We start from the raw sequence: 25,414 nt of genomic DNA, 5'->3' as shown, positions 1-25,414 counted from the left end.
GCGACGGAGGGCACGAGTCATGAGTGACGATAGCAAACCTCGCCGCCGCGAGCAGATACTGCAGGCGCTGGCCATTATGTTGGAAGAAGATAGCGGTAAACGCATCACCACGGCCGCCCTAGCGCGGCAAGTGGGCGTTTCCGAGGCAGCGCTGTATCGCCATTTTCCCAGCAAGGCGCGTATGTTCGAAGGCTTGATCGACTTCATCGAAGAGAGCATTTTCGCCAGGATCACCCGCATTCTCGACGATATTCCTGATGCCACGACCCGCTGCGGGACGATTCTCTCGCTCTTGCTCGGGTTTGCCGAGAAGAACCCTGGGCTTGCCAGGGTACTGGGCGGCGATGTTCTCACTGGAGAGACCGCTCGGCTGCGCCAGCGGGTACACCAGCTCTTCGAGCGCTTGGAAACGCAGCTCAAGCAGGTGCTCCGTGAGGCCGAGCTGCGTGAAGGGCAGCGCACCAGCATCACCGCCTCGGCAGCGGCCAACCTGCTCATCGCCCAGGCCGAAGGGCGTATTTCGCAATACGTCCGCAGCGACTTCAAGCGGCTGCCTACCGAGTATTGGGAGGATCAGTGGACGCTACTCTCGGGCCAGCTATTTAGAAACGCTTCCCAACCCGCATAATGAGGCGCGTGCTCTCAGCACATGCACAAAGCAAATGAAAACGCCCCGCCGTAACGATACCGGCGGGGCGTTTTCCTGCGTGAGGCGTGAGTGTTACGCAGCGATGGCCGCGTCGCCCATTTTCTGACGTAGCTTCTTCATGGCGTTCTTTTCGAGCTGGCGAATGCGCTCAGCGCTAACGCCATACACGTCGGCCAAATCGTGCAACGTGGCTTTGTCATCGGTGAGCCAGCGGCGCTGCAAAATGTCCCGCGAGCGCTCGTCCAACGCTTTGAGTGCCAGTTGAAGACGACGCGTGGCGTCTTCCTCGAAGTCGCTGTCTTCGAGCTGTGTCGCCGGGTCAGCGGAAGCGTCATCGAGGAAGTACGCTGGCGCTTGATACGTACTCTCTTCGTCATCACTGGGCGATGCGTCGTACCCTGCGTCGAATGCCGAGAGGCGCCCTTCCATATCGCGCACGACTTCCGGTTTCACGTCGAGATCTTTGGCAATTGCGTCGACCTCGTCGTTGTTCAGCCATGCCAAACGCTTTTTCGCACTGCGCAGATTGAAGAACAGCTTACGCTGCGCCTTGGTGGTGGCGATTTTGACGATACGCCAGTTACGCAGCACGAACTCATGAATTTCGGCTTTGATCCAGTGCACGGCAAACGACACCAAGCGTACCCCTTGATTGGGATCGAAGCGCTTGACGGCTTTCATCAAACCGACGTTGCCTTCCTGAATCAAGTCCGCTTGCGGCAGACCGTAACCGGAGTAGCTGCGAGCAATGTGCACCACGAAACGAAGGTGCGATAGCACCAATCGACGTGCTGCCTCTAGATCGCCCTCATCGTAAAGACGGAACGCCAGCTCGCGCTCCTCTTCGACGCTCAGCACCGCGATGCCATTCACCGCTTGAATGTAGCCACCCAGGTCATTGCCTGGTGAAAGCTGTCCCACCGGTAGAAGACTAGTGCTCATGTGCAGATGGTCTCCCTTAAAACCTATCGTGGTTGACGTGCTGGCGTCGCGTGAATGTGCGCAGCCAAACGTCTTGCGTTAACCTTAAGACCTTAGTCGAACCCAGAGGTTCAAACGATCGACGCACAGTTGGCATCGATCACGCCACGGGGGTAGAAATTCCCGTGACTGCCCGCATGGACAATATCGCGGAGTCTATGTACTGCCTATAACGTGAAGATGACAACGCGACAGACGCATGCTCAGCGCGGGCGTATGCTGGAAAGATGGCGCGTGACGGCAAGCCAAGCGCCCAGCCAGCCAAGTAGTGTACTGCAAGATAGCAGAATTGTAGAGCCTGTCACGTCCAACTGCGGCAAGGTGAAGCTAGCGCCATAACTTGCCGCGAGCGCCGCCACCGGCAGCGATAGCCAGTGATTGCCCAAGGCCAACAGACCCAGCGCCAAAAGCCCGCCTCCAGCGCCATACCAGGCTCCACTGTACAAGAACGGGCGACGCACGAAGGCGTGCGTTGCGCCGATCAGCATGACCACTTCGATTTCACGGCGTCGGCTCTCCACCGACAAGCGAATGGTATTACCGACGACCAGCAGTACACCGAAACCAAACAGCACCCCCAGCGCCAGCGCCACGCGGCGTCCCAACGCCGCCAGATGGCGCAGCCGCTCGACCCAGGCCAAATCGACGCGTACTTCATCGATGCCAGTTACCCCCTCGAGCCGCTCGGCCAGTTCAGCCATCGCAGCGGGCTCTACATCTTGAGGGGAAATGACGATACTCGCGGGGAGCGGATTATCGTCAAGCCCTGCCAGGGTATCGTCGATGCCCAACGACTGCTGGAAATCCGCCATGCCCTGCTCTGGGCTGATCATGCGCGTCTGCGCCACGCCGCCGTCAGCACTCACCGCCTCTTCGATCCGAGCCGCCTGCGCTGCATCAATCCCCATATCGAGATAAACGGTGAGCGACGCGCTTTCATCCAGCTCGGCATCCAGCAGCTTGGCGCTGTCCAACGTCAGCCATAGAGCGGCGGGAAGCACCAAGGCAATGGCAATGGCCAGCATGGTCAGCAGGTTGCCCAACGGGTAGCGCACCAGTCGAAAAAGGCTATCCAGCGCCATGGCCCGGTGGTGACGCCCCCAGGCCCGCAGACGGCTGCCCATACGTGTTTGCTGCGAGCGAGCCCCACCGCGGGGCGTTTTTTCCGGTACAGGGGCATGGGGCTTTGCGGGCGCGCGGGCAGCACGGGGGGCGGCGCCGCTTTGGCGAGGAGTGGCCGAGCGCTTCATACGGCCCCCTCATCGGCCACTAGACGGCCATCCCGCAGACGCAGAATCCGATGACGCAAGCGCGCAATCAGGGCCAAGTCGTGGCTCGCGATCATCACGGTGGTGCCAATACGATTGAAGTCTTCGAATAGCGCCATGATATCGGCTGAGAGCTGGGGGTCCAGATTCCCGGTGGGTTCATCGGCCAGCAGCAGCGCGGGTTTGTTGACCACAGCACGGGCGATGCCCACACGCTGCTGCTCACCACCCGATAGCTCGATAGGAAGGGCTTTTTCACGGTGCAACAGGCCAACCTTGTCCAGCGCAGCGCGCACGCGCCGGGCTGCCTCACGGGGCTCTACACCTTGAATGTCCAGCGGCAGCGACACGTTGTGGAACACGCTACGATCGAACAGCAGCTGATGGTCTTGAAAGACCACACCTATCTGACGTCGATAGAACGGCACTTGACTGACGTGGAGCTGGGCAATGTCGTGCCCAGCCACCACCACCCGGCCACGGCTGGGTTTTTCCAACCGCATGATCAAGCGCAGCAGCGAACTTTTTCCCGCCCCCGAGTGGCCGGTGAGAAAGACCATTTCGCCTCGTGCGACGCGAAAGTTCAAGTGTGCCAACGCCTCGAAGCGCCCTCCATAGCGCTTCCCCACATGCTCAAAGGCTATCATGCGTGGCCATCGTCTCCTTGGCGGTCGAAGAGCGCGTTGACGAAGTCATCGGCGTTGAAGGGGCGCAGATCATCCAGGCCTTCGCCCACCCCAATAAAGCGGATCGGCGTTTCGAGCTGCTTGGCCAACGCAAAGATGATGCCGCCTTTGGCGGTGCCATCCAGCTTGGTCAGGGTAATCCCACTAATCGGCACCGCTTCGTTGAAGGTCGACGCTTGGGAAATGGCGTTCTGTCCCGTGCCCGCATCCAATACGAGCATGACCTCGTGGGGCGCCGTGTCATCGAGCTTCTGCATCACTCGATGCACTTTTTTCAGCTCTTCCATTAGATGACTCTTGTTGTGCAGTCGTCCAGCGGTATCGGCAATCAACACGTCTACACCGCGGGATTTGGCGGCCGCCACCGCATCGTAAATCACCGAGGCGCTATCGGCACCGGTATGCTGGGCAATGACCGGCACATGGTTACGCTCGCCCCACACCTTCAACTGCTCGACCGCGGCCGCACGGAAAGTATCCCCAGCGGCCAGCATGACGCTCTTACCTTCGCGCTGAAAGCGCTGGGTGAGCTTGCCGATGGTGGTGGTTTTGCCGACACCATTGACCCCGACCACCAAAATCACGAAGGGGCCGTCGCGCTCTTTCTCGAAGCTGAGTGGCGTCGACACGGGGGCCAGCAGTGCGGCCAGCTCTTCTTGCAGGCCACGGTAGAGCGCCTCGGGGTTGTTGAGCTCTTTGCGGGAGACGCGCGCTTCCAAGCGTTCGATGATCTCGCTCGTCGCGTCGATGCCCACATCGGCCATGAGCAGCTGGGTTTCCAAGTCCTCCAGCAGCTCGTCATCGATCTGCTTTTTGCCGAGGAAAAGATCGGCCAGGCCGTCGGTCAGGTTGGCGCGAGTTTTCCCTAGACCAGACTTGATGCGCGCAAACCAGCCTCTCTTTTCGCCTTTTTCTGCCACCGGCTTTTCCTGAAGGGCTGCCTTCGCGGCGGGCTCTGGCTCTGGCTCTGGCTCTGGCTCTGGCTCTGGCACAGTATCCATGAGCGACGCAGGCGTCACCTCTTCATCGACGCCGGTGGGCTGAACGTCTTCTTTATCGACCGGTTCGGGCGACTGCTCCTGGGCGAGCACCTCGGCAGCGTCACCTACGGATGCCGGTGCATGTGAGGGCGATTCGTCTGCCAGCGACTCAGAGGGCGCAGGGGGTTCCGCAGGCGCTTTGGCAGGTGCCGATCTCTCCTCCGCAGCAATCTCTTGCTCAGTCGAGCCCTCGGGCTCCTCCGACAGCGCAGGCTGCTCCTGGGCATCCTGAGGCTCCTGCTGGGAGTCGTCCTTTTTCTTACGTTTGAAAAAACCGAACATAGGGGTCATCCGACGAAATAGGTGAACATTGCGATTATCCTACCACCGCAGACCAAGACTTTGGATAAGTAGCCCGCTACAATCGCGTCATGAAACGACAACGCTCTTCGCGCGCCTCCTCGCGCCCATCGACATCTTCTCGTGGCCAAGCCAAACCGCCGGGAAAACTGCGCATCATCGGCGGTGATTTCCGGCGCCGCCAACTGCCGGTGCTCGACCATCCTGGCCTGCGCCCAACCCCAGATCGCGTACGTGAAACGCTGTTCAATTGGCTCGGCCAAGCGCTTTACGGCAAGCAGGTGCTGGATCTATTCGCGGGCACCGGTGCACTAGGCATCGAGTCGCTCTCGCGGGGGGCCGCCGAGGTCACCTTCGTCGAGCGTGACGCCCAGGTGGCGTCGCATATTCGCGAGAACCTCACCATCTTGAAAACCGCGCTGGGCAAGGTCATCACCGCCAATGCCCTATCGTTTGTCGCGTCGCCAGGACAGCCGATGGACGTGGTATTTCTCGACCCGCCCTTTCATCAAGATTTGGCCGCGGATTGCTGCAGCGCGCTAGAGACGAACGGTTGGCTCGCTAACGAGGCGATGATCTACCTGGAGACCGAGTACGGCCTGACGCCCGAAGTACCCACCCATTGGCAGCTTCACCGAGAAACCCGGGCGGGTGAAAGCATGGCTAGGCTCTATCGACGCTTGCTCACCTAAAGCGCTTGCCGACAAGTAACAGCGGCGTTACGCTCGCCCCATCGAGTGACGCACCACGCCCGATTTTATGACATAACGACAGGCAGCCGCCTGTCGTTCGTTACTGGAGGTAGGCATGAGCCTTGAGCTGTTCAATCAGTTGGAACAAAAAGTCACCGACACCGTCGAGGCGTTGGAGATGATGAAGCTAGAAAACGAAGAGTTACGCAACGAAAACGCGCAGCTAAAGCAAGAGCGTGAAGAGTGGGAGCGCCGCTTGCAGAGTGTCCTCAGCAAGTTCGATGGCATGGACGACAGCAGCGCCTCCTAAGCCAGCGCTCGCGACATCAGCAGCGCATCTTCCCGCCCGGTCGCGCCGTTGGCGGCCGGGTAGTAGTTCTTCCGACGACCATCCTCCTGAAACCCTGCCTGCCGATAGAGCGCAATGGCTCGCTGGTTGCCGACGCGCACTTCCAGCAGTAATCGTTCTGCTTGCCAGCGCGTGGCCAAGGTAATGACCTCACCCAACAAGCGTCGTGCCCTGCCTTGCCCCTGACACTCAGGCCGCACGCCAATGGCCTGGAGCTCGGCATCGAACGGGAGTTGCGCGATCACGGCATAGCCTGCGAGCACGTCGCCCTGCCAATCGCCCAAGACCCACGTTTGGTCATCGGCTAACGCCTCCGCCAACTGCTGGCCACTGGCGCCGCTTTGGGCGAGGGCTTCCAGTTTCAGAAGCGGAGCTCGATGGTCCGGACGCAAACGCTCGATCACGCATCGCCCCACTGCTTGCCTAAAGCCACCAAACGCGGCCATAGCGCACGTTTGGCATTCGCGTCTTGGGTCAGCGCAGCCAGCGAGGGCCCTTGCCAAACCGGTAGCGCGAGCGTTTCGCTATGCCCACCATCGAGCGCGATGACGCGCTCCAAATCGGGCGTTGCGCTCTCAGCGCCCCACCAAAGCACCTGCTCTAATTGCCAACCTTGCCGACTTACCGCACCGGCAATAAACGCTGCCACGCCCTCTTGCGCTTCTTCAAGGGGCTCTTCAGGCTCGAAGGCAGTGGCCATGGGCGGCCAGGTGAAGTGAGTCACCGTGGGCAGCTCGCCATGTCCGATGCCCGCAGCACGCAGCATGTTGGCCAGCAGCTGCTGCTCGACCGCCGAGATCTCGCCTTCACAGAGACTGAGCCAGCGCCCGTCGATGCAAGCGCAGGAGAGGCTGAACGTCAGTGGCTCGGCGCGTTCGACCTGTGTTGTCGGTGCAAGCTCTGTGCTCGCCTCTGGCTGAGATACCTGCTCTGTGGGCGTTGGCTGGCCCAGCAGCGCTTTGACGGCCGAGGGTGACGCAGCGACTGTGGGGGCAAGATCGGAGTCACGACCGGGCTGGCGAGAGGGCTGGCGCGCGGGGGCGTCGTCGAGCAGCGCCTGCAAGCGCTCGCGCGGTGCCGCTTTGGCCGGTGCGTCTTGCCACTCACAGACGTCAGTGGGCAGGGCGTTGGGTAACTGATAACGGGACGCCCAGGACGTAATGCCCATGGCATCCAGATAGTGCCGACGAGTGACTTCTTGGGTCACTGGCCGCCGCCACGACAGTTGGGAGAGTTGGGACGCTCGCTGCCGCGCGCCTGCCACTCGCGGGGCGTATAAAGGTGTAGCGCCAGCGCGTGGACCGGGCCCGAGAGTTCGTCAGCCAACAGGGCATATATTTGCTGATGACGCTTCACCGGCATCATACCGTCGAAGCTGTCGCTTACCAAGGTCACTTTGAAGTGCGTTTCCGAGTTGGCCGGCACGTTGTGCATGTGGCTCTCGTTCTCGACTCGGAGCACGTCTGGGGTTAGCGCCGCCAACTTTTGCTCGATTTGTGTCTGTATCGCCATGGGACTCTCCTTCCGTCAGCAACGGCCCTATTGTACGCCGTTACTCGCCAACAGACGATGCCCTCCGCTCGACGAGCGCCCGCTGGGCCAACGACACACGGGAAAGACTTGCCAGCAATGCCAACAGCGTCGTCCCTGCCCCCAACCAGAGGGTTAACTGAACGGGCGATCCAAGCGCCAGCGCCGCGCCGACCAGCGCAACCCCGAGTGACTGCCCCACCGTGCGCGTGGTGCTCATCACGCCGGACACGTTGGCGCTACGCTCAGGCGGCAGGCTGCCCATCATTTCCCGGTTATTGGGCGGCTGAAAAAGCCCGAAGCCAATCCCGCAAAGGGCCGTTCGCCACAAGCTTCCCGCGACCCCCGTACTCTCGTCCACCAGCGCCAACGCCACCAACCCGACGATCAGCAGCAGCAGCCCCGTACTCGACAGCAGGCTGGGGTTGAAGCGATCTGCCAAACGCCCTGCGACCGGCCCCACCAGCATGATCGCCAGCGGCCAGGGCGTGAACAGCCACGCAGTCTCCAAGGGCGAAAACCCCATCTGCTCCTGATAAAAGAACGACAGCGCCACAAAGGTGAGTCCCTGGCCGATAAACGCTAGCCCCGACGCGGACACCGCCAGCGTGAAACGCTTTTCGGCAAACACGCTTAGCGGCAGTAACGGGTAAGGCGCCCGCCGCTGGCGACGCACAAATAGCGCGCAGCCCACTACCGCCAGCAGCCCCCATCCGCCGCTTTGCCACACCGGTGCGGCGTGGCCCACGGCATCCATGGCGATAAAAAAGCTCGCCAGCATCAGCATCGAGTAAAGCGCCCCCAGCGTATCGAAGCCACCTTGGCGCGGGGTCTCTTTCGGCAGCGCTCGGCGGGCCAGCCAGAGCGAGCAGAGCCCTAGCGGCACGTTGAGCGCGAACAGCCACGGCCAGTCCGCGAACGAGAGAATGACGCCACTGAGGGTAGGGCCTGCGGCATAACCGCCCGCCACGACCAGCGCACTGAGCCCCAGCGCGCTGCCGAGCAGACGGGACGGAAAAATGGCGCGGTAGAGCGACGGCCCAATGGAGAGCGTGGCCGCTGCGCCCAAGCCTTGCAGCGCACGAAACACGAGTAGCGTTTCGAGGTTACGCGACAGCGCGGCACCGAGTGCCGCCATTACGAAGGTAGCCAAACCCAACAGGTAGAGCCGTCGACGGGTTATCAGCTCGCTGACACCGGCAAACACCAACAAAAAGGCCGCGCAAACGACCTGAAACAGGTTAGTGATCCACACCGCCCGGGATGCCGACACGCCTAAATCAGCGGCGATGGTGGGCAAGGCCAAATTGATCATGGTGGTATCGACCACCGCCATGAGCGTGCCGGTCACGAGCGCCAGCACGGCCAATAGGCGCTCGGGCCCAGGCAGGCCGTCGTCGCCGGGGCGAGTTTCAAACAGTCGCATGGTGATGAGTTCCTGAACAACACCCTCTGAAACGGCAAAACCGGCCGAAGCCGGTTTTACAGTGCGCTTAGCATAAGAATACTAGCACGCTAATCTTGCTCATGGTCGAGCAGCAGCGAGTCATCGACATCGGAGATTTCCAACGCCGTTTCGTCATCCAGGTCGATGGCGAGGTAGCTATGCTCCACGCGCAGGAAGTCCTGAAACAGCGACCAGTCGAGTTTTTCTGGCCACTGACGCTCATCCTCTTCCCAAGCACGCAGCTCGGTTTCTAGGATTTCTACGTGACGTTCACGAACGAATGTCTCCAGCGCCTCTGGGGTATCCATCTCAGGGATCAGGTAGACCGTACTTTCACGTTCGACGTCGTCCAGGGTCAGGTCGTCGTCTCCCATGGTGGGTTCGAGCGCATTGATCCAGTCCACGAAGGTCTGGGTCGGCCTGACGCTCAGGGCAGAGCGATTAAGCAGTTTCATGGGATTCTCCTCGCCGTCGAAACGTTGACCATTATGGGCGCTAAATCGCGCCCTTACCAACTTTTCGTCCGCTAGCGCCACGTTTGACGTCAATCAACTTCGGGACGCATTGCCGGGAATAGCAGCACGTCACGAATGGAGGGGCTGTCGGTGAACAGCATCACCAACCGGTCGATACCGATCCCCTCGCCCGCTGTCGGCGGCATGCCGTACTCCAAGGCGCGCACGTAGTCAGCGTCGTAGTACATGGCTTCCAGGTCACCGGCGTCTTTTTCGGCCGCCTGCTCGCGGAAGCGCTCCGCCTGGTCTTCGGCGTCGTTCAGCTCCGAGAAACCGTTGGCGATCTCGCGGCCACCGACGAAGAACTCGAAGCGATCGGTGACGAAGGGGTCGGCATCGTTACGCCGCGCCAGCGGGCTGACCTCTGCCGGGTACTCGGTGATGAACGTCGGCTGATCGAGCTGGTGCTCGGCCACCTCTTCGAAAATCTCGGTTTGGACTTTACCCAGCCCCCAACTCTCTTTCACCTTGATGCCGAGCCTTTCCGCCGTTGCACGGGCGGCGTCCAGGGTATCCAGGTCGGCGTCGGTGATGCCGTCACCGTGATCCAGAATCGCCTGGCGCAGGGTGAGGCGCTTGAAGGGCTGGCCGAAATCGTAGCTGGCCCCTTGGTAGGTGATCGTGGTGGTGCCGAGCACCTCCTGGGCGGCGGTGCGCAGCATGGCTTCGGTCATGTCCAGCAGGTCGCGATAATCCGCGTAGGCCCAGTAGAACTCCACCATGGTGAACTCGGGGTTGTGGCGCGTGGACAAGCCCTCGTTACGGAAGTTGCGGTTGATCTCGAACACTCTCTCGAAACCACCCACCACCAGACGCTTCAGGTAGAGCTCTGGGGCAATACGCAGGTACATGTCGATGTCCAGCGCATTATGGTGGGTGATGAACGGGCGCGCCGCCGCGCCGCCGGGGATCGGCTGCAGCATCGGCGTTTCCACTTCCATGAAACCACGGGCTTCGAAGAAGCGGCGCATGGAGCTGATCACCGCCGCGCGGGTCTCGAACACCTTCCGCGACTGCGGGTTCATGATCAGGTCCACGTAGCGCTGGCGATAGCGTGCTTCTTGGTCGGTCAGGCCGTGAAACTTGTCCGGTAGCGGACGCAGGCTCTTGGTCAGCAGCTGCGCCTCGACCATCATCACGTACAGGTCGCCCTTGCCGGATTTGTGCACCGGGCCGCGGGCAGCCACGATGTCGCCGATATCCCAGCCCTTGATGTCTTCCAGGACGTCTTCCGGCAGCCCCTTTTTATCCACGTAAAGCTGGATCTGGCCCGCCACATCCTGAATCACGATGAAAGGACCGCGTTTGCGCATCACGCGACCGGCCACCGACGCCTGATGATCCAGCGCTTCCAGCTCGGCTTTGTCTTTCTCACCCAGCAGGTTGTGCAGCTCGACGGTGAGGCTGTCGCGGCGGAAATCGTTCGGGAAAGCGCTCTTGCCCTGCTCGGCCGCTCGCTCACGGCGAGCCGCCAGCTTGGCACGGCGCTCGGCGATCAGGTGATTTTCGTTATCGAGAGAAGACGCGTCTTGGTTAGCCATCGGGCACCCTATTTCTGTTCAAACGCTAAAAAAGATTACAAACCCTGCTTCAGGCTGGCGACGATGAACTGATCCAAGTCCCCGTCGAGCACCTTGTCACAGTTGCTGGACTGAACGCCGGTACGCAGATCTTTAATGCGCTGATCATCCAGTACGTAAGAGCGAATTTGGCTGCCCCAACCGATATCGGCTTTGGAGTCTTCCGCCTCCTGCTTGGCCGCATTGCGCTTTTGCATTTCGTGTTCCCACAGCTTCGCCTTCAACTGCTTCATGGCGAAATCGCGGTTGGCGTGCTGGCTACGCTGGCTCTGACACGCCACCACGATACCGGTCGGCTCGTGGGTAATCCGCACTGCCGAGTCGGTGGTATTGACGTGCTGACCACCCGCACCGCTGGAACGATAGGTATCGACACGCAGATCCGATGGATTGATCTCGACCTCGAAGCTGTCGTCGATTTCCGGCGACAGAAATACCGAGGCAAACGAGGTGTGACGGCGGCCGCCGGAGTCGAACGGACTCTTGCGCACCAAACGGTGAACGCCGGTTTCGGTACGCAGCCAGCCAAAGGCGTGGTCACCTTGAATATGCAGCGATGCCGATTTGATGCCAGCGACTTCGCCCGCCGAGATTTCGATGATCTCGGTTTTAAACCCGTGGCTCTCGGCCCAGCGCAAGTACATGCGCAGCAGAATGTTGGCCCAATCCTGGGCTTCGGTGCCCCCGGAGCCCGATTGAATATCCAGGTAGGCGTTGTTCTCGTCCATTTCTCCCGAGAACATGCGGCGAAACTCGAGCTTCTCCAGAGCGCCCTGTAAGCCGTCGAGCTCTTTGCGTACTTCCTCGACGGTGCCCTCGTCCTCTTCCATCTCGGCGAGCTCCAGTAGGTCGCGGCTATCCGCTAGCCCCTGGTCCAGCTCGTCGATAGTCGCCACGATGGCCTCGAGGGTGGCGCGCTCTTTACCCAATTTCTGGGCATAGTCGGGGTCGTTCCAGACGTTGGGATCTTCGAGTTCGCGGGAGACTTCCTCTAGCCGATCTTTACGCTCGGCATAGTCAAAGATACCCCCTAAGAACGTCTGTCCGCTCAGACAGGTCCTTGATCTGGTGATGAATCGGGTTGGTTTCCAACATGGATCGTTTTGGCCTTGGTCGGTGACTGGGTTTGTAAATGGACGACGTCTCCTGCACGCTGGATGGTAGCGTAAAAGAGACAGGCGCCGCTGTGGCAGCTCACGGTTAGGTGGTCGACACCTGCGCAAGCTACCCCAGCGGCGTTATTCTGGGACGCATTGTAACGAAACCCAGCGCTCACCGCACCCACCCAGCCCGTTGCGCATCACGTAAAAAACCCGGCCGAAGCCGGGTCAGTAGGTCGAAGACCGATCAGTAAGCGCGAGCGTCGATCAGAACCGATAGGTCAACTGGGCACCGAAACCATGGGCTTCGTTTTTGTAGTCGGCTGAGTAAGTCGCGCCGCCGACGGGAATACCACCGGTTTGGGCACTGGCAAGCAGGTCTTGGCGATCTTGCTCAACAAAGGTGCTGCGCTCGGTGAGGTAGGAGTAGGCAAAGTCCAGCGTCAAGTCAGGGGTCGGGCTCCAGCCTGCGCCAAGCGAGAAGATGCGCCGGTCATCGGACGGAATACGTACGCTGCGGTCTTGGTCATTGGTAGGCGTGAAGTCTAACGTCACACCTGCACGCAGGGCTAAGGTCGGCGTTAACTGATACTCACCGCCAGTGGCAAAGGCCCAGGCATTCGAGTAGTTTTGCTGCTCGTTGGTAATTTCATTGCCCTGGCTGCCTACAATCGAGATTTCTTCAAACTGGCTCCAGCGCACCCAGGAAGCCCCGAACATCAACTTCAGGCGATCCGTCATTTGCTGCGTCAACGATAAGTTGACCGTTTCAGGCGTGGTCAAGTCCAGGCTCGCCGTATCGGCACGCACGACGTTACCCAGCGGGTCTGTGGCTTGGAAGGTGCCCTCCAGCTCATAATCCACTGCCGAGCGATAGGTCAAGCCCAACGTGGTCTCGGGTACCGGCTGATAAATAACACCCAGGTTATATCCCCAACCGTCATCGTCACCCTCTACCCGAGAGTCGATGTCGCCTGCTGCATTAAAGGCTGCGCTGGTGGGCAACTGGCGACGCAGCTCACCCTCTACTTGGTTATACGTAATACCGATACCGGCCGACCACTGATCGTTAAAACGGTATGAAACGGTCGGCTGGGCGCTCACGACACGTAGTTCGGTATAGTCGCCAAAATAGCGGCCTTGGAACGTATCTTCGTACTCGGTTTTAGAACCAAACGGCGCATAGACACCAAAGCCGAACGCCAGCTGTTCGTTGACAGGATGAGCATAAAACGCGAAGGGAACCAGCGTGCCGGGCACCATATCGCCATCGTTAGTACCTGGGATGCCACCCACAGGTATCTGCACACCATTCGGTGCGCCACCCTGAGCAACCCCAGCATCCAACGTACGGCTAGCACTCACATTACTAATATCCGTATCGACGCTCAGAAAAGTACCGCCCGCCGTAATCTGGGCGCGGTCGAGGAACGACATACCCGCCGGGTTACCGTACACGATCGTGGCATCGTGAACGTTGGAGCTGCGTCCTGCATGGCCGTAACCCTGGCCGCTGACGCTCTGCTCGTTGATTTGATATCCGCCTGCGTTGGCTTGGCTAGCAAAAGCTACTGCTGCTACCGCGGCCACTAGGGTTAGTTTTTTGAAGTTATTATGCATTGTGGGCCTCTCTCCCGATGATCCGGCGGATTCTGCCATCCACCCGCGTTGTTCTTACACCTCAGTTTTCGCCCAATGTCGGGTTTGGTTCAAGGGCAAACGAGCGTTTTATTTTGTTTTTTGCTTATACATTAGTCGCACGACTGTTTTAAATCAGTGTTTTAGTCCTTTCGGCTGAGTGACCAGCAACGCTTGACCTATGGGTTACCCAAAGGTTTTACACTCACAATACGTTAACCACACACAGGGGTTGGGTATGCCAATGAGCGATTTAAAAGTGGGGGAGCTCGCCAAGCGTGCTCACGTGACGCCTGAGACGGTACGCCACTATACGCGCGAAGGCCTGCTCTCCCCCCGTCGGCATCCTGAAAACGGCTACCAGCTCTTTTCTAATAACGACCTGGAGCGTCTGCACTTTATTCAGCGAGCGCGAAAATTGGGGTTTAGCGTCGCGGAAATCCGCGACATTTTGGCCCATGCCGACCAAGGCGACTCCCCCTGCCCGCTAGTGCGCGATCTGCTCGCTCACCGGCTGCCGCAAATACGCGCACGCATTGCCGAACTCGAAGCACTCGCCCAGCGAATGGAACAGGCACTGGAAAGTTGGCAGGACATGCCCGATGGCACCCCGGATGGCCACAGCCTGTGCCGTTTGATCGAAAGTTTTCCCGAGGAGGCCCCATGCAGCACGACACCGAGCAAACCATGATGCTGATTCGCACCGTGCCGGGCATGAACTGCCAGGGCTGCGTCAAGCGCATGCGCGAGGCCATTCAAGCGCATGACCCAGCGGCCCAAGTGGAGGGCTTTCCGGCAGAAAAGCGTCTGGAAGTGGCCAGTTCCCTCGACGATCAAGCGCTGGATAGCGCGCTTAACGGAGCGGGCTATCCACCCAGCAATGACACAAGTGACGTATCTCACCAAGACGCGCCGTCGTCCACCGACTCACAGAGCACTCCCGTGGCTGCGCCCCAACAGCGCCTGCTAATTAGCGGCATGACCTGCGCGGGCTGTGTCAAAAGCGTCGAAAAAGCGATTGCCAACACGCCCGGCGTCAGCGGCGCCTCGGTGAATTTCGGCACCCACACCGCACACGTCACCGGCAGCGCTACTCAGGAAGCGCTAATGGCCGCCGTTGCCGAGGCGGGCTATCGCGCCGAACCGATTGTGGATATGCGTGACGCCGAGCGCACGCGCGAGGCGCAAGAGGCCGTTACCTACCGCCAGCGCCTAAAGGGCAGCGTGCTGTCACTCTCCCTCGCGATTCCGCTGATGCTGAGCATGTTCGTCTATCATCCCCACCCCATGGGCGTTGGCCGCCTGTACTGGCTGATGATTGGCCTGCTGACGCTCGCCATTTTGGCCTTTCCTGGGCGGCACTTTTTCACCAACGCCTGGAAACAGCTCAAGCATCATCAGGCCAACATGGACACCCTAGTGGCGATGGGCACCGGCACCGCCTGGCTCTACTCGATGATGGTGGTGCTCTTCGCCCCCTGGCTGCCGGAGGTGGCTCAGGGCATCTATTTTGAAGCGTCGGCCATGGTGGTGGGGTTGATTCTCCTGGGTAACGCCATGGAGTTACGTGCCCGCGGTCGCACGAGCAATGCCCTTAAACGGCTGCTCGACCTGCAGGAAAAAACCGCCCGGGTGATACGCAACGGCGTTGAACAAGAGATTGCGGTTGACGACGTCGCGCTGGATGACCCTATTCGCGTGCGCCCCGGTGAGCGGCTGCCGGTGGATGGCGTGGTACTCGACGGCCAGAGCTATATCGATGAGTCGATGCTGACCGGCGAACCCGTGCCGGTGCACAAAACGGCGGATGACGAGGTCAGTGCGGGCACGGTGAATGGCAACGGCAGCTTGGTCTACCGCGCCACGCGCATCGGCCGCGATACCCGTCTGGGACGCATTACCGAACAGGTTGCCAGCGCCCAAAACTCTCGCCCGCCAATTGGTGAGCTGGCCGATAAAATCTCAGGCGTGTTCGTGCCCGCCGTGATGATCATGGCCGTGTTGACGGCCCTTGCCTGGTACAACCTGGGGCCTGCCCCGGTGGTCATTCATATGCTGGTCACTGCCACGACCGTGCTGATCATTGCCTGCCCCTGCGCGCTGGGCTTGGCCACCCCGATCTCCACCATGATTGGCGTGGGCAAAGCCGCCGAGCATGGCGTACTGGTGCGCAGCGGCGAGGCGCTGCAAACCGCGAGCCGCCTGACCACCCTGGTGGTCGATAAAACGGGTACCCTGACCGAGGGCAAACCGCGCGTCACCGAGGCAACGGTGCTGCATAACGACAGCCCCCAAGTGCTGGCCTGGGTGGCCGCCCTAGAGAGCCGCTCGGAGCACCCGCTGGCCAAAGCGCTGACAGCCTACGCCGAAGAGTATGACGCCCGCCCCGATACGCTGGCTAGCTTTGATAGCGTGACCGGCGGCGGTGTGAAAGGCACCAGCCAAGCCAATGACACGCTGCTGCTGGGCAATGCGCGTTTATTGGAAGCGTCTGGCGTCGACCTTTCCCCGGCAGACGAGAGCATTCGCCAGCTAGAAGCCAAGGCGCGCTCGCTGGTCTATTTAGCCGTGAATGGTAAGCTCGCTGCCCTCTTTGGGGTTAGCGACCCGCTGCGCAACGATGCCGCGGCCGCCGTGAAGCGCTTGCAGGATGATGGGTTAACCGTGGTGATGCTGACGGGCGATAACGAGCATACCGCCGCTGCGGTGGCCCGCGAGATCGGCATTAGCGAGTTCAAGGCTGGGATGACGCCCGATGACAAGCACGCCGAGATTGAGCGCCGCCAAGCGGTGGGCGAAGTCGTTGGCATGGTGGGCGACGGCATCAACGATGCCCCCGCACTGGCCCGGGCCAACGTGGGGTTTGCCATTGGCCAGGGCACCGATATCGCCATGGAGAGCGCCGGTATGACGCTGATGCGCGGCTCGCTGCACGGCGTGGCCACGGCGATCGAGCTGAGCCGTGCCACGCTGACCAACATCAAGCAGAACCTGATCGGCGCGTTTGGCTATAACGTGCTGTGCATCCCGATTGCCGCAGGCGCACTCTACCCCATCACTGGTATGTTGCTCTCTCCCATTATCGCAGGCGCGGCCATGTCACTCTCTTCGATCACCGTGGTCAGCAACGCCAACCGCCTGCGGTTATGGAAGCCCAGCCAACAGGAGGCCGTATGAGTTTACTGATCAACCTTGCGGGTATTGCCATCATTGGCTTGATCGTCTGGTGGTTTTGGCTTAACTAGCTGACTTTACGTCATCACGGCTAGCTCACCCCGATATAACGCCCTGGCTTGTGGTTCAGGGCGATGATCAGGTTGAGCATCAGCGCTCCCAGCACCGAGTAGCCCACACGGTCTAGCGGTAGCTGGGTGAGCGCCACCAGCAGGATCACGCCATCGATGCCGAGCTGCACATAGCCCGCCCGCAGGCCGTGTTTGTCCTGCAGGTAGAGGGCGAGAATGTTGATACCGCCAAGGCTGGTACGGTGGCGAAACAACATCAGCATGCCAATGCCCATCAGCGCCCCGCCCATCAGCGCCGCGTAGAGCGACGGCACGTTGGCAAATTCGACCCACCCCTGGGTGAGCTCGGAGAACAGCGAGACCAAGCCAATGGCGACAAAGGTGCGCAGCGTAAAGCTCCACCCCATGCGTTTGATCGCCAGATAGTAAAACGGCAGGTTGATGGCAAAAAACCAGACGCCAAAACCCCACCCGGTCAGGTAATTGAGCAGTAGCGCCATCCCTGCGGTGCTACCGGTGAGCAACACCGCGTGGGTATAGAACGTCACCCCGAGTGCGACGAACAGCGTCCCCAACAACATCGCCATGATGTCTTCGTAGGGCTTGTGGGGGTCCTTGGGAAGATCTTCCATGCGCATGAGAGCGTCCTTTTTTGGGATTATTGGAGCGGCCGCTCGAGCGGCCAAGGACGCGAGGATAGCGGAGAGCGTTAAACGGGGCTAGCGTGCTCCACCATCAGCTGCAGCGACTCGCGTCCCCGCCAGCGGTTACGATTGAGCTTGTACGCGCAGTGCAGCGTGTCGCCCACGCCAAACGAGGGCAGCTCCCCCGGCGTGAGAGCGCGAAACCAGATCGCTTTGCGGGTCACCGCTCCCATGGAGAGCTCCATCATTAGGTGTGAACCCTCCGCCCCAACGGGGCGTAACGCCTCGACGATAAAGCGCCCTTCGAACAGCGGCGGATCGAACTCCCGCCCGTAGGGGCCCAAGGTCTCGATCTCTTCCAGCGTGGCCAACGAGAGCTGGGCAGTCGAGAGCTCGCCATCGGTCCACAGACGCGGGTAGAGCGGTGTATCGCCCAACTGCTCGCTCACCGCCTGCAAAAACGCCGTTTTGAAGGTATCGAGCTGCTCCCGCGGCACGCCGACGCCTGCGGCACCACTGTGCCCGCCGAAGCGCGGCAGCGCCTCGGGCGCAAGCTCGAAGGTGCGCTGCAGGGCATCCCTTAGGTGCAGCCCCTCGATGGAGCGCCCGGAGCCGGTGAGCATATTAGGTGCCGCTGCCCGCGTCAGCACCACGGCTGGACGCCCGTAGGCCTGGACCAGCCGCGAGGCGACGATGCCCTGCACGCCGGGGTGGCCATCTTCCAGCAGCACCACGACGGCAGGCTCGTTGGCCTCCAAAGCAGGTGCGGCGAGCGCCCGCGCCTCCTCGGCCATATCCGCTTCGATGGCCTTGCGCGACTGGTTATCCTGATCGAGCACCTCGAGCTGCCGGTTCGCGACGCCGTCACTCTCGGCCAGCATGAAGTGAAGTGCCGCGTAGGGGTCGTCCAATCGTGAGCGAGCGTTGATTCTCGGCCCCATCTGAAACGCCAGTGTTTCGGCATTGAAGGGCACGCTGTCGGCCCCTAAGCGCGCGGCCATGGCTCGCCAGCAGGCGGCGTCCATGCGGTTGATTAGCTTCAGGCCATGGCTGACCACCGCCCGATTGGCGGGGCTTCCGCCTAGCGAGACGCAGTCCGCCACGGTGCCTAACGCCACGTAGGAGAGCCACGGCGAGAGCTTCGGCGTGGCCTCGGGCAGCGCGCCCCACTCCACCAGTACACTGCGGGCGAGTGACATCAGAAGCCACGCCACCATGCAGCCTGCAATGGTTTTATCCGGGTAAGCGCAGTCGCCGCGGGTCGGGTTCACGCAGGCGTAGGCCGAGGGCGGCGGGCCCTCCAGGGGCAGCGCGTGGTGGTCGCTGACCACCACATCGATACCCGCTGCTTTCAAGCGCGCAATGCGCGGCTCGTCAGAACTGCCGCAGTCGGCGGTAATCACCAGCGTCGGCAGCGGTTTTAAGCTCAGCGTTCGATCCACCAGCGGCAGGCTGATGCCGTAGCCATCGTGAATACGGTGGCCAATCAAACTGTGCAGCTTGTGCTCGGGCACGCCAAACAGCTCGACCAGCGTGCGCCGAATGACCACGTGGGAGGTGATGCCATCCACATCGTAGTCGGTCAGAATACCGATAGACTCGCCCTCGGCGACCGCTTGAGCAACGCGCTCCGCCGCACGACGGCCATCGGCGAGTTTTTCAGGATGGACGAGATAGCGCAGGCTCGGTGACACCAGCGGCGCCAACTCACCGGTATAGCCTGGCAGCCGGGAGGCCAACAGCCGCGCCTGCAGCTCGCTCAGTCCTTCTGACTGGGCACGTAAATAGACAGCCTCGTCCAGGGGACGAGGCTCTAAGCGGGGATGGTGACTCTGCTGAGAAAGGGGTGACACCTGGGTCATATCACCTCAGCGGCGGTTGTCAGCAACGAACTGCTGGACCGCGCTCAATTCGGCGGGCAACACCGTGTAGCGCTCTTCGCGCTCCAGCAGGTCGTCCATGTGGGTCGGCAGCGGTACGCCCTGGAAGCCCGCTTTCACCACGGCTTCGGCGAACTTTGCCGGGTGCGCGGTAGCCAGGGTGATCATCGGTGTGGTGGTATCCACACGCGCCCGCTCGGCCGCGCGGTAGCCAGTGGCCGTGTGCGGGTCGAGAATTTCCCCGGTGCGATGATGCGCTTCTCGAATCACTTCCAGGATCGTCTCGTCATCGACGCTGTAGCTCGCGAACTTCTCGCGCAGCTTGGCCAGCGGCGCATCGGCAAGCGCGGTGGGCGCTTGCTGGAAGCGCTCCAGCAGCGCGGCCACGGCGGCCCCGTCGCGGTCGTAGGCATCGAACAGTAGGCGCTCGAAATTGGACGACACGACGATATCCATGGAAGGCGCCAGCGTGGCTGCCAGCTCTTTCTTGGAGAAGTCGTTGGCCGCGAGCGTGCGGTGCAGAATGTCGTTGGCGTTGGTGGCGATGATGAACTGCTTCACCGGCAGGCCCATCTTGTAAGCCATATAGCCTGCAAAGACGTTGCCGAAGTTGGCCGAGGGCACGCAGAAGCTCACTTCCCGCTGGGGCGCACCCAACGCCACGCCAGCGGCCACGTAGTAGACGATCTGGGCCATGATGCGCGCCCAGTTGATCGAGTTCACCGCCACGAGCCGCGTGCCGTTCAAGAAGTCTTGGTTGGCAAAGCTGGCCTTGACCATCGCCTGGGCGTCGTCGAAGTTGCCCTCAATGGCGATGTTGAAGACGTTGTCGGCAAGCACCGAGGTCATCTGGCGACGCTGCACTTCGGAGACGCGGTTGTGGGGGTGCAGAATGAAAATATCGAGGTTGTCGCAGTGGCGGCAGCCTTCGATGGCCGCCGAGCCGGTATCCCCGGACGTGGCCCCCATGATCACCGCGCGCTCACCGCGCTTTTTCAGAAAGTGGTCCAGCAGTCGTCCCAGCAGTTGCAGCGCCACGTCCTTGAAGGCTAGTGTCGGGCCGTGAAACTGCTCCAGCAGGAAGTGGCTGGCATCCAGCTGCTTCAACGGCACCACCGCGTCGTGGTTGAACGTGGCATACGCCTCGGTCACCAGACGGCGGAAGGTCTCGTCATCGATCTCACCGTTGACGAACGGCTTCATCACCCGAAAGGCGATCTCGGCGTAGGAGAGCCCGGCCATGCTGGCCAGCTCCTCTTTGGAGAATTCGGGCAGCGTTTCCGGAACGTAAAGACCGCCGTCGCTAGCCATGCCGGTGAGCACTACCTCTTCGAAAGAGAGCGCGGGCGCTTGCCCACGCGTGCTGATATAGCGCATCGGTTACTCTCCCTCGTCCAGGCTTTCCACGCGAATTCGCGTGACGGGGCCTGCAATATCCGCCATGGCTTCGATCTCACGGATCGCTTCGTTCATCTGCTTCTCTTTGGTGCGATGCGTCAGCAGGATGATCGGCACCAGTTCGCCTTCGGTGGCCTCTTTTTGAATCAGTGCCTCGATGGAGATGCCCTGCTCGGCCAAAATCGTGGCCACGCGGGCCAGCACGCCAGGACGGTCCACCGCTAGCAGGCGCAGATAGTACGCCGTGGTGATCTCTTCCATCGGCATGATCGGCAGCTGACTAACGTCTTCGTCGATGCCGCTAAACGCCAGATAAGGCACGCGGTAGTGGTGGTCGGTGGCAATGTCCCGGGCCACGTCCAGCAGATCGGCGACCACGGCTGACGCCGTAGGCTCGGCACCGGCACCCGCGCCGTAATAGAGCGTGGGACCAACCGCATCGCCCATCACCGCAATGGCGTTTTTCACGCCGTGTACATTGGCGAGCAGACGCTCTTTGGGAATCAGCGTGGGGTGAACACGCAGCTCTAACCCTTGATCGGTGCGCTTGGAGATCCCCAGATGCTTGATGACGTAGCCGAGGTTGTCGGCCTGCTCCACGTCCTCGGCGGTGATGCGGGAGATCCCTTCGGTGAAGGCTTTTTCGAACTGCAGCGGCACGCCGTAGGCAATGGAGGCCAGGATGGTCAGCTTGTGCGCCGCATCGATGCCTTCCACATCGAACGTCGGGTCGGCTTCGGCATAGCCCAGCGCCTGGGCTTCGGCCAACACGTCTTCGAAGGCACGGCCTTCGTCGCGCATGTGGGTCAAAATGAAGTTGCCGGTGCCGTTGATGATACCGGCCACCCACTCGATACGGTTGGCCCCCAGACCTTCACGCAGCGACTTGATGACCGGAATGCCGCCCGCCACGGCGGCTTCGAAGGCGACGATCACGCCCTTTTCATGGGCGGCACGGAAAATTTCGTTACCGTGGACGGCGATCAGCGCCTTATTGGCGGTGACCACGTGTTTGCCGTTGGCAATCGCGGTGAGCACCAGTTCACGGGCGATATCGTAGCCGCCAATCAGCTCGACCAGTACGTCCACATCGGGGTTGTTAGCGACTTCGAACACGTCGGTCGTCGCTTTGATGCCGGTAATGTCGCAGTCGGGATGAATACTGCGGTGGGCTACCTGCTCGATCACAATCGGGCGGCCTGCACGGCGGCTGATATCGTCCGCGTTGCGCGTCAATACGTTGAAGGTGCCACCACCGACAGTACCTAACCCACAAATGCCTACTCTTACCGGTTTCAAAATACGTCCCCTTTCATGTTGGGCACCCGCAGGTGCCGCTTCTTGAATCAGTGTCTCAGCGTGTGCGTTCGTCACTCATGTGACGTTATTCGTCTTCCAAGCCTAACATGGCCACGAGCCGCTCGGGGGGCACGAAGCCAGGCACCATTTGCCCATCGGGCAGGATGATCGCGGGCGTGCCTTGCACCCCTAGCGCTTGCCCCAGCGCGTATTGATCGGCCACCGGATTGTCGCAGCTGGCCGAAGCGGCGATCGTCTGGCCCTCTTTGGCCCGATTCATCGCTTCGCTACGGTTGTCGGAGCACCATACCTGCTGCAAGGTCTCGGCGGCACCGCTGCCCATCCCGGCCCGCGGGAAGGCGAGATAGTGTACCGCAATTCCCCGCTCGTTGAGCTCGGGAATGGTCTCATGAAGGCGCTCGCAGTAGGGGCAGGTAGGGTCGGTAAATACCACCACCGTGGCCTTGGGCTCATCGATGGCTCTAAACACGACGCGCTCGCTCTCGGGAATCGCCGCTAGCGCCGCTGCGCGCTCTTGGTTGCGAGCCTGCTCGGTCAGATTCACCAGCCCATTATCCCCGTTTTGATAAAGGTCCCCTACCAAAAAATGACTACCGTCTGCATTGGCGTAAAACGACTCACCACTCTCCAGGCGTACATGGTAGATCCCTTCCATCGGCGTGGCGCTCACCTGCTCTACCGGCATTGGCTGGCCGTTCACCTGCAAGCTGTCAGCCAAGCGTTCGGCCACGTCATCGGCGAAGGCAGCCGCAGGGATTAAACTACTCGCCAGCACCAGCCAGGGAACACAGGATTTCGCAACGGTCGGCATACGTAGGTGCATTCTTTGATTAACCTCGCGGATGGTGTTCAGCATGCAGTTGCTCCAGGCGCGCCTGGGCAACATGGGTATAAATTTGCGTGGTGGACAGGTCGCTATGACCCAACAGCAACTGTACGACCCGCAAATTCGCCCCATGATTCAATAAATGGGTCGCAAAGGCGTGGCGCAGCGTGTGAGGAGAAAGCGGCCGAGCAATGCCCGCCGTGATGGCATGGGCTTTGATACGATGCCAAAACGTTTGCCGCGTCATGGCCTTATCGCCTCGACCAGGGAACAGCGCCGGGCGTGTGGGGTCTTGCATCAGCGTTGGCCGCGCCGTTTCGATATAGTGCGCCAGCCAAGCAGCGGCCTCGTCCCCCATGGGCACCAGGCGATCTTTATCGCCTTTACCGCGTACCCGCACCACGCCTTGGCGCAGGTTGATCGCGTCGCCGGTCAGCCCGACCAGCTCCGACACTCGTAGCCCGCAGGCGTAAAGCAGCTCCAGCATGGTGCGATCACGCACACCCAGCGGCGTGCCCACATCCGGGGCCAGCAACAAACGCTCGACCTCGTCTTCTTCCAACGTATCGGGCAGGCTGGGGCGCACTTTGGGGAGCGACACGTTGGCCAGCGGGTCGCTGTCGATATGTCCATACAGTCGTGCCCAGCGATAAAAACTGCGTAGCGACGACAACATCCGTGCATTGCTGCGCAGCTGGTATCCCTGCTCGCGGCGCTGCTCCATCCAAGCGCCAAACCGCGCGGGGGACGCCGTGAGCAACGTTTCATCATCGCGCTCGAGCTGCTCTTGCCAAGCGGTCAAATCACGACGGTAGGCCGCTAGCGTATGGTCGCTGGCGCCCTGCTCTAACCACAGAGCATCCAGATACGCATCGATCACGCTCATCGGCTAACGGTCTCATTGCAAAGCCATAAACAAAAACCCCGCCCCGCAAAGCGGTGACGGGGTTTTCCGTATCCGAGCGCCAAGCGCTCGAGAAAAAGTGGCGATTAAGCCAGCTTTTCCTTGATACGCGCCGACTTACCGCTACGCTCACGCAGGTAGTACAGCTTGGCTTGACGAACGTCACCGCGACGCTTGACTTCGATGGAGTCTACCAGCGGGCTGTAGGTCTGGAAGGTACGCTCGACGCCAACACCGTGGGAGATTTTACGCACGGTGAAAGCGGAGTTCAGGCCACGGTTACGCTTACCGATGACCACACCTTCAAACGCCTGCAGACGCTCACGAGTGCCTTCTTTTACTTTAACTTGAACGACGATGGTGTCGCCCGGTGCAAAAGCAGGAATCTCTTTGCTCATTTGCTCGGCTTCGATCGCCTGGATCACCTTGTTCTTGCTGCTCATCTTCATACTCCTAAATAACGTAATGGCTTGCCACGCAGTCGTGGAAGGGGCAAACCGTGATCCCGGCGCTCGAAGCGAGCTACGCGGGAGTCGTTATGGGTGACGCAGGTACGCACGGCTGTCGTCGTCCTGCACCGCCGCTTTGTGCTACGGGCGGACAACCGCCGTAGAGGACAAAGCGTATTCCTCGATAAACTCGTCTAGCAGCGTTTGCTGCTCGGCGTTAAGAGTACGTCCTGCCAACAGATCAGGACGACGCTGCCAGGTACGCCCCAGCGACTGCTTCAACCGCCAGCGCTTGATGGCTGCATGATTTCCGCTAAGCAGCACGTCAGGCACTCGGCGCCCGTCAATCACTTCAGGACGGGTATAGTGCGGGCAGTCTAACAAACCGTCGTTAAACGAGTCTTCGATAGCGGAATCCTGGTGGCCCAGCACGCCGGGTACCAGCCTTGCCGCTGCGTCGATCAGCACCATCGCGGGCAGCTCGCCGCCGCTCAGCACATAGTCGCCAATCGACCACTCTTCATCGATGTCACTCTCCACCACACGCTCGTCGATACCTTCGTAGCGCCCGGCGACCACGACCAGCGGGCCTGCCGACGCGAGCGTTTGAACGCCCTGCTGATCCAACCGACGCCCTTGGGGCGACAGGTAGATCACCGTTGGCGTCAGGCCGGTGGCCTGCTCGGCACGTTGGCGCGCATCAAAGATAGCCGCTCGGAGCGTATCTACCTTCATCAGCATGCCTGGGCCGCCGCCATAGGGGCGATCGTCCACGCTGCGGTGGCGGTCGGTGGCGTAATCACGCGGATTCCAAAACTCAAGGGCAATGCGCTGCTTCTCTACCGCTCGACCGATCACACCTTGCTGGGTTATCGCATCGAACATGTCGGGAAACAGCGATACCACGCCAATCCACATCGCCGGTACGTCTGTCGCGTCCTCTTCGAGCACCGCTGGATCGTCCGCTGGCCGT

25 protein-coding genes are annotated in these 25,414 nt (G+C 60.9%); 5 read left to right on the top strand and 20 right to left on the bottom strand.

Annotated features, from left to right (window positions below; translation table 11 throughout):
* The first annotated feature begins 19 nt into the window (after positions 1–19).
* Positions 20–628 carry a nucleoid occlusion factor SlmA gene (gene slmA / locus FHJ80_RS15830; protein ID WP_139528296.1) on the top strand — a complete coding sequence of 203 codons (609 nt, stop codon included), beginning with the start codon at positions 20–22 and terminating at the stop codon, positions 626–628.
* Between the two features lie 93 nt (positions 629–721).
* Here slmA and rpoH read toward each other — a convergent pair whose 3' ends face one another.
* The 4 genes from rpoH to ftsY form a co-directional block, all read right to left on the bottom strand.
* Complete coding sequence (gene rpoH / locus FHJ80_RS15825) at positions 722–1,591, bottom strand: RNA polymerase sigma factor RpoH (RefSeq protein ID WP_139528295.1); 870 nt, start codon at positions 1,589–1,591, stop codon at positions 722–724.
* Positions 1,592–1,833: 242 nt separating this feature from the next.
* Positions 1,834–2,880 carry a permease-like cell division protein FtsX gene (ftsX, locus tag FHJ80_RS15820; protein ID WP_139528294.1) on the bottom strand — a complete coding sequence of 349 codons (1,047 nt, stop codon included), beginning with the start codon at positions 2,878–2,880 and terminating at the stop codon, positions 1,834–1,836.
* Positions 2,877–3,545 (bottom strand): cell division ATP-binding protein FtsE, encoded by a 669-nt coding sequence (gene ftsE / locus FHJ80_RS15815; protein ID WP_139528293.1) that lies wholly within the window; start codon positions 3,543–3,545, stop codon positions 2,877–2,879. Before ftsE ends, ftsX begins: the two co-directional genes overlap by 4 nt.
* Entirely contained in the window at positions 3,542–4,906 is a 1,365-nt protein-coding gene (gene ftsY / locus FHJ80_RS15810; protein WP_139528292.1) for a signal recognition particle-docking protein FtsY, read from the bottom strand. Before ftsY ends, ftsE begins: the two co-directional genes overlap by 4 nt.
* A gap of 89 nt (positions 4,907–4,995) precedes the next feature.
* Here ftsY and rsmD point away from each other — a divergent pair, with 89 nt between their 5' ends.
* Entirely contained in the window at positions 4,996–5,616 is a 621-nt protein-coding gene (gene rsmD, locus FHJ80_RS15805; protein WP_139528291.1) for a 16S rRNA (guanine(966)-N(2))-methyltransferase RsmD, read from the top strand.
* Positions 5,617–5,731: 115 nt separating this feature from the next.
* Positions 5,732–5,926, top strand: a complete 195-nt coding sequence (gene zapB / locus FHJ80_RS15800; RefSeq protein ID WP_139528290.1) for a cell division protein ZapB — start codon at positions 5,732–5,734, stop codon at positions 5,924–5,926.
* On the opposite strand, the gene rimI is transcribed toward zapB, so the two are convergent.
* From rimI to FHJ80_RS15760, 8 genes are all read right to left on the bottom strand, one after another.
* On the bottom strand, positions 5,923–6,369 hold the full coding sequence (gene rimI / locus FHJ80_RS15795) for a ribosomal protein S18-alanine N-acetyltransferase (protein ID WP_255303975.1): 447 nt from the start codon (positions 6,367–6,369) through the stop codon (positions 5,923–5,925). The genes zapB and rimI overlap by 4 nt on opposite strands.
* A complete protein-coding gene (locus FHJ80_RS15790; RefSeq protein WP_139528288.1) occupies positions 6,366–7,172 on the bottom strand; it encodes a hypothetical protein in 807 nt (268 codons plus the stop codon). The genes rimI and FHJ80_RS15790 overlap by 4 nt, the downstream gene beginning before the upstream one ends.
* Positions 7,169–7,477: a BolA family transcriptional regulator gene (locus FHJ80_RS15785; protein ID WP_139528287.1), complete on the bottom strand. Its 309-nt coding sequence runs from the start codon at positions 7,475–7,477 to the stop codon at positions 7,169–7,171. The genes FHJ80_RS15790 and FHJ80_RS15785 overlap by 4 nt, the downstream gene beginning before the upstream one ends.
* Before the next feature lie 40 nt (positions 7,478–7,517).
* Positions 7,518–8,921 carry an MFS transporter gene (locus tag FHJ80_RS15780; RefSeq protein WP_139528286.1) on the bottom strand — a complete coding sequence of 468 codons (1,404 nt, stop codon included), beginning with the start codon at positions 8,919–8,921 and terminating at the stop codon, positions 7,518–7,520.
* An 89-nt stretch (positions 8,922–9,010) separates the two neighbouring features.
* A complete protein-coding gene (locus FHJ80_RS15775; RefSeq protein ID WP_137093711.1) occupies positions 9,011–9,397 on the bottom strand; it encodes a hypothetical protein in 387 nt (128 codons plus the stop codon).
* Positions 9,398–9,486: 89 nt separating this feature from the next.
* Positions 9,487–10,998: a lysine--tRNA ligase gene (gene lysS / locus FHJ80_RS15770; RefSeq protein ID WP_139528285.1), complete on the bottom strand. Its 1,512-nt coding sequence runs from the start codon at positions 10,996–10,998 to the stop codon at positions 9,487–9,489.
* Between the two features lie 35 nt (positions 10,999–11,033).
* Positions 11,034–12,132, bottom strand: a protein-coding gene (gene prfB / locus FHJ80_RS15765; RefSeq protein WP_139528284.1) for a peptide chain release factor 2 whose coding sequence is annotated in 2 segments (ribosomal slippage) — positions 11,034–12,056 and positions 12,058–12,132 — 1,098 coding nt in all. Because the reading frame shifts where the segments join, the coding sequence is not laid out codon by codon here.
* 272 nt (positions 12,133–12,404) lie between these two features.
* On the bottom strand, positions 12,405–13,757 hold the full coding sequence (locus FHJ80_RS15760) for an OmpP1/FadL family transporter (protein ID WP_139528283.1): 1,353 nt from the start codon (positions 13,755–13,757) through the stop codon (positions 12,405–12,407).
* A gap of 262 nt (positions 13,758–14,019) precedes the next feature.
* Here FHJ80_RS15760 and FHJ80_RS15755 point away from each other — a divergent pair, with 262 nt between their 5' ends.
* A complete protein-coding gene (locus FHJ80_RS15755) occupies positions 14,020–14,466 on the top strand; it encodes a MerR family transcriptional regulator (RefSeq protein ID WP_139528282.1) in 447 nt (148 codons plus the stop codon).
* Positions 14,439–16,952 carry a copper-translocating P-type ATPase gene (locus FHJ80_RS15750; protein WP_139528281.1) on the top strand — a complete coding sequence of 838 codons (2,514 nt, stop codon included), beginning with the start codon at positions 14,439–14,441 and terminating at the stop codon, positions 16,950–16,952. Before FHJ80_RS15755 ends, FHJ80_RS15750 begins: the two co-directional genes overlap by 28 nt.
* 88 nt (positions 16,953–17,040) lie before the next feature.
* Here the strand turns inward: FHJ80_RS15750 and FHJ80_RS15745 are convergent, their stop codons facing one another.
* From FHJ80_RS15745 to trmD, 8 genes are all read right to left on the bottom strand, one after another.
* A complete protein-coding gene (locus FHJ80_RS15745) occupies positions 17,041–17,658 on the bottom strand; it encodes a YitT family protein (protein WP_044629615.1) in 618 nt (205 codons plus the stop codon).
* 71 nt (positions 17,659–17,729) lie between these two features.
* Entirely contained in the window at positions 17,730–19,526 is a 1,797-nt protein-coding gene (locus FHJ80_RS15740; RefSeq protein WP_139528280.1) for a DHH family phosphoesterase, read from the bottom strand.
* Positions 19,527–19,532: 6 nt separating this feature from the next.
* Entirely contained in the window at positions 19,533–20,921 is a 1,389-nt protein-coding gene (thrC, locus tag FHJ80_RS15735) for a threonine synthase (RefSeq protein ID WP_139528279.1), read from the bottom strand.
* Positions 20,922–20,924: 3 nt separating this feature from the next.
* Complete coding sequence (locus FHJ80_RS15730) at positions 20,925–22,241, bottom strand: homoserine dehydrogenase (RefSeq protein ID WP_139528408.1); 1,317 nt, start codon at positions 22,239–22,241, stop codon at positions 20,925–20,927.
* An 85-nt stretch (positions 22,242–22,326) separates the two neighbouring features.
* A complete protein-coding gene (locus tag FHJ80_RS15725) occupies positions 22,327–23,073 on the bottom strand; it encodes a DsbC family protein (protein ID WP_244992981.1) in 747 nt (248 codons plus the stop codon).
* A 19-nt stretch (positions 23,074–23,092) separates the two neighbouring features.
* Positions 23,093–23,974 (bottom strand): site-specific tyrosine recombinase XerD, encoded by an 882-nt coding sequence (gene xerD / locus FHJ80_RS15720; protein WP_139528277.1) that lies wholly within the window; start codon positions 23,972–23,974, stop codon positions 23,093–23,095.
* A gap of 104 nt (positions 23,975–24,078) precedes the next feature.
* Complete coding sequence (rplS, locus tag FHJ80_RS15715; protein WP_054640811.1) at positions 24,079–24,435, bottom strand: 50S ribosomal protein L19; 357 nt, start codon at positions 24,433–24,435, stop codon at positions 24,079–24,081.
* Positions 24,436–24,582: 147 nt separating this feature from the next.
* Positions 24,583–25,359 carry a tRNA (guanosine(37)-N1)-methyltransferase TrmD gene (gene trmD / locus FHJ80_RS15710; RefSeq protein WP_139528407.1) on the bottom strand — a complete coding sequence of 259 codons (777 nt, stop codon included), beginning with the start codon at positions 25,357–25,359 and terminating at the stop codon, positions 24,583–24,585.
* Positions 25,360–25,414 lie beyond the last annotated feature (55 nt).

This window comes from Halomonas sp. BL6 (genome assembly GCF_006228115.1).
Classification (GTDB): domain Bacteria; phylum Pseudomonadota; class Gammaproteobacteria; order Pseudomonadales; family Halomonadaceae; genus Vreelandella; species Vreelandella piezotolerans.
The sequence above is the reverse complement of the archived record's forward strand: the minus strand, read 5'-3'. Positions and strand labels throughout refer to the sequence as shown.

What these genes read in the sequence shown, in the direction of transcription:
- slmA (WP_139528296.1), top strand. Translation starts at nt 20, where the DNA reads ATGAGTGACGATAGCAAACCTCGCCGCCGCGAGCAGATACTGCAGGCG.
- rpoH (WP_139528295.1), bottom strand. Translation starts at nt 1,591, where the DNA reads ATGAGCACTAGTCTTCTACCGGTGGGACAGCTTTCACCAGGCAATGAC.
- ftsX (WP_139528294.1), bottom strand. Translation starts at nt 2,880, where the DNA reads ATGAAGCGCTCGGCCACTCCTCGCCAAAGCGGCGCCGCCCCCCGTGCT.
- ftsE (WP_139528293.1), bottom strand. Translation starts at nt 3,545, where the DNA reads ATGATAGCCTTTGAGCATGTGGGGAAGCGCTATGGAGGGCGCTTCGAG.
- ftsY (WP_139528292.1), bottom strand. Translation starts at nt 4,906, where the DNA reads ATGTTCGGTTTTTTCAAACGTAAGAAAAAGGACGACTCCCAGCAGGAG.
- rsmD (WP_139528291.1), top strand. Translation starts at nt 4,996, where the DNA reads ATGAAACGACAACGCTCTTCGCGCGCCTCCTCGCGCCCATCGACATCT.
- zapB (WP_139528290.1), top strand. Translation starts at nt 5,732, where the DNA reads ATGAGCCTTGAGCTGTTCAATCAGTTGGAACAAAAAGTCACCGACACC.
- FHJ80_RS15785 (WP_139528287.1), bottom strand. Translation starts at nt 7,477, where the DNA reads ATGGCGATACAGACACAAATCGAGCAAAAGTTGGCGGCGCTAACCCCA.
- FHJ80_RS15780 (WP_139528286.1), bottom strand. Translation starts at nt 8,921, where the DNA reads ATGCGACTGTTTGAAACTCGCCCCGGCGACGACGGCCTGCCTGGGCCC.
- FHJ80_RS15775 (WP_137093711.1), bottom strand. Translation starts at nt 9,397, where the DNA reads ATGAAACTGCTTAATCGCTCTGCCCTGAGCGTCAGGCCGACCCAGACC.
- lysS (WP_139528285.1), bottom strand. Translation starts at nt 10,998, where the DNA reads ATGGCTAACCAAGACGCGTCTTCTCTCGATAACGAAAATCACCTGATC.
- FHJ80_RS15760 (WP_139528283.1), bottom strand. Translation starts at nt 13,757, where the DNA reads ATGCATAATAACTTCAAAAAACTAACCCTAGTGGCCGCGGTAGCAGCA.
- FHJ80_RS15755 (WP_139528282.1), top strand. Translation starts at nt 14,020, where the DNA reads ATGAGCGATTTAAAAGTGGGGGAGCTCGCCAAGCGTGCTCACGTGACG.
- FHJ80_RS15750 (WP_139528281.1), top strand. Translation starts at nt 14,439, where the DNA reads ATGCAGCACGACACCGAGCAAACCATGATGCTGATTCGCACCGTGCCG.
- FHJ80_RS15745 (WP_044629615.1), bottom strand. Translation starts at nt 17,658, where the DNA reads ATGCGCATGGAAGATCTTCCCAAGGACCCCCACAAGCCCTACGAAGAC.
- FHJ80_RS15740 (WP_139528280.1), bottom strand. Translation starts at nt 19,526, where the DNA reads ATGACCCAGGTGTCACCCCTTTCTCAGCAGAGTCACCATCCCCGCTTA.
- thrC (WP_139528279.1), bottom strand. Translation starts at nt 20,921, where the DNA reads ATGCGCTATATCAGCACGCGTGGGCAAGCGCCCGCGCTCTCTTTCGAA.
- FHJ80_RS15725 (WP_244992981.1), bottom strand. Translation starts at nt 23,073, where the DNA reads ATGCCGACCGTTGCGAAATCCTGTGTTCCCTGGCTGGTGCTGGCGAGT.
- xerD (WP_139528277.1), bottom strand. Translation starts at nt 23,974, where the DNA reads ATGAGCGTGATCGATGCGTATCTGGATGCTCTGTGGTTAGAGCAGGGC.
- rplS (WP_054640811.1), bottom strand. Translation starts at nt 24,435, where the DNA reads ATGAGCAGCAAGAACAAGGTGATCCAGGCGATCGAAGCCGAGCAAATG.
- trmD (WP_139528407.1), bottom strand. Translation starts at nt 25,359, where the DNA reads ATGTGGATTGGCGTGGTATCGCTGTTTCCCGACATGTTCGATGCGATA.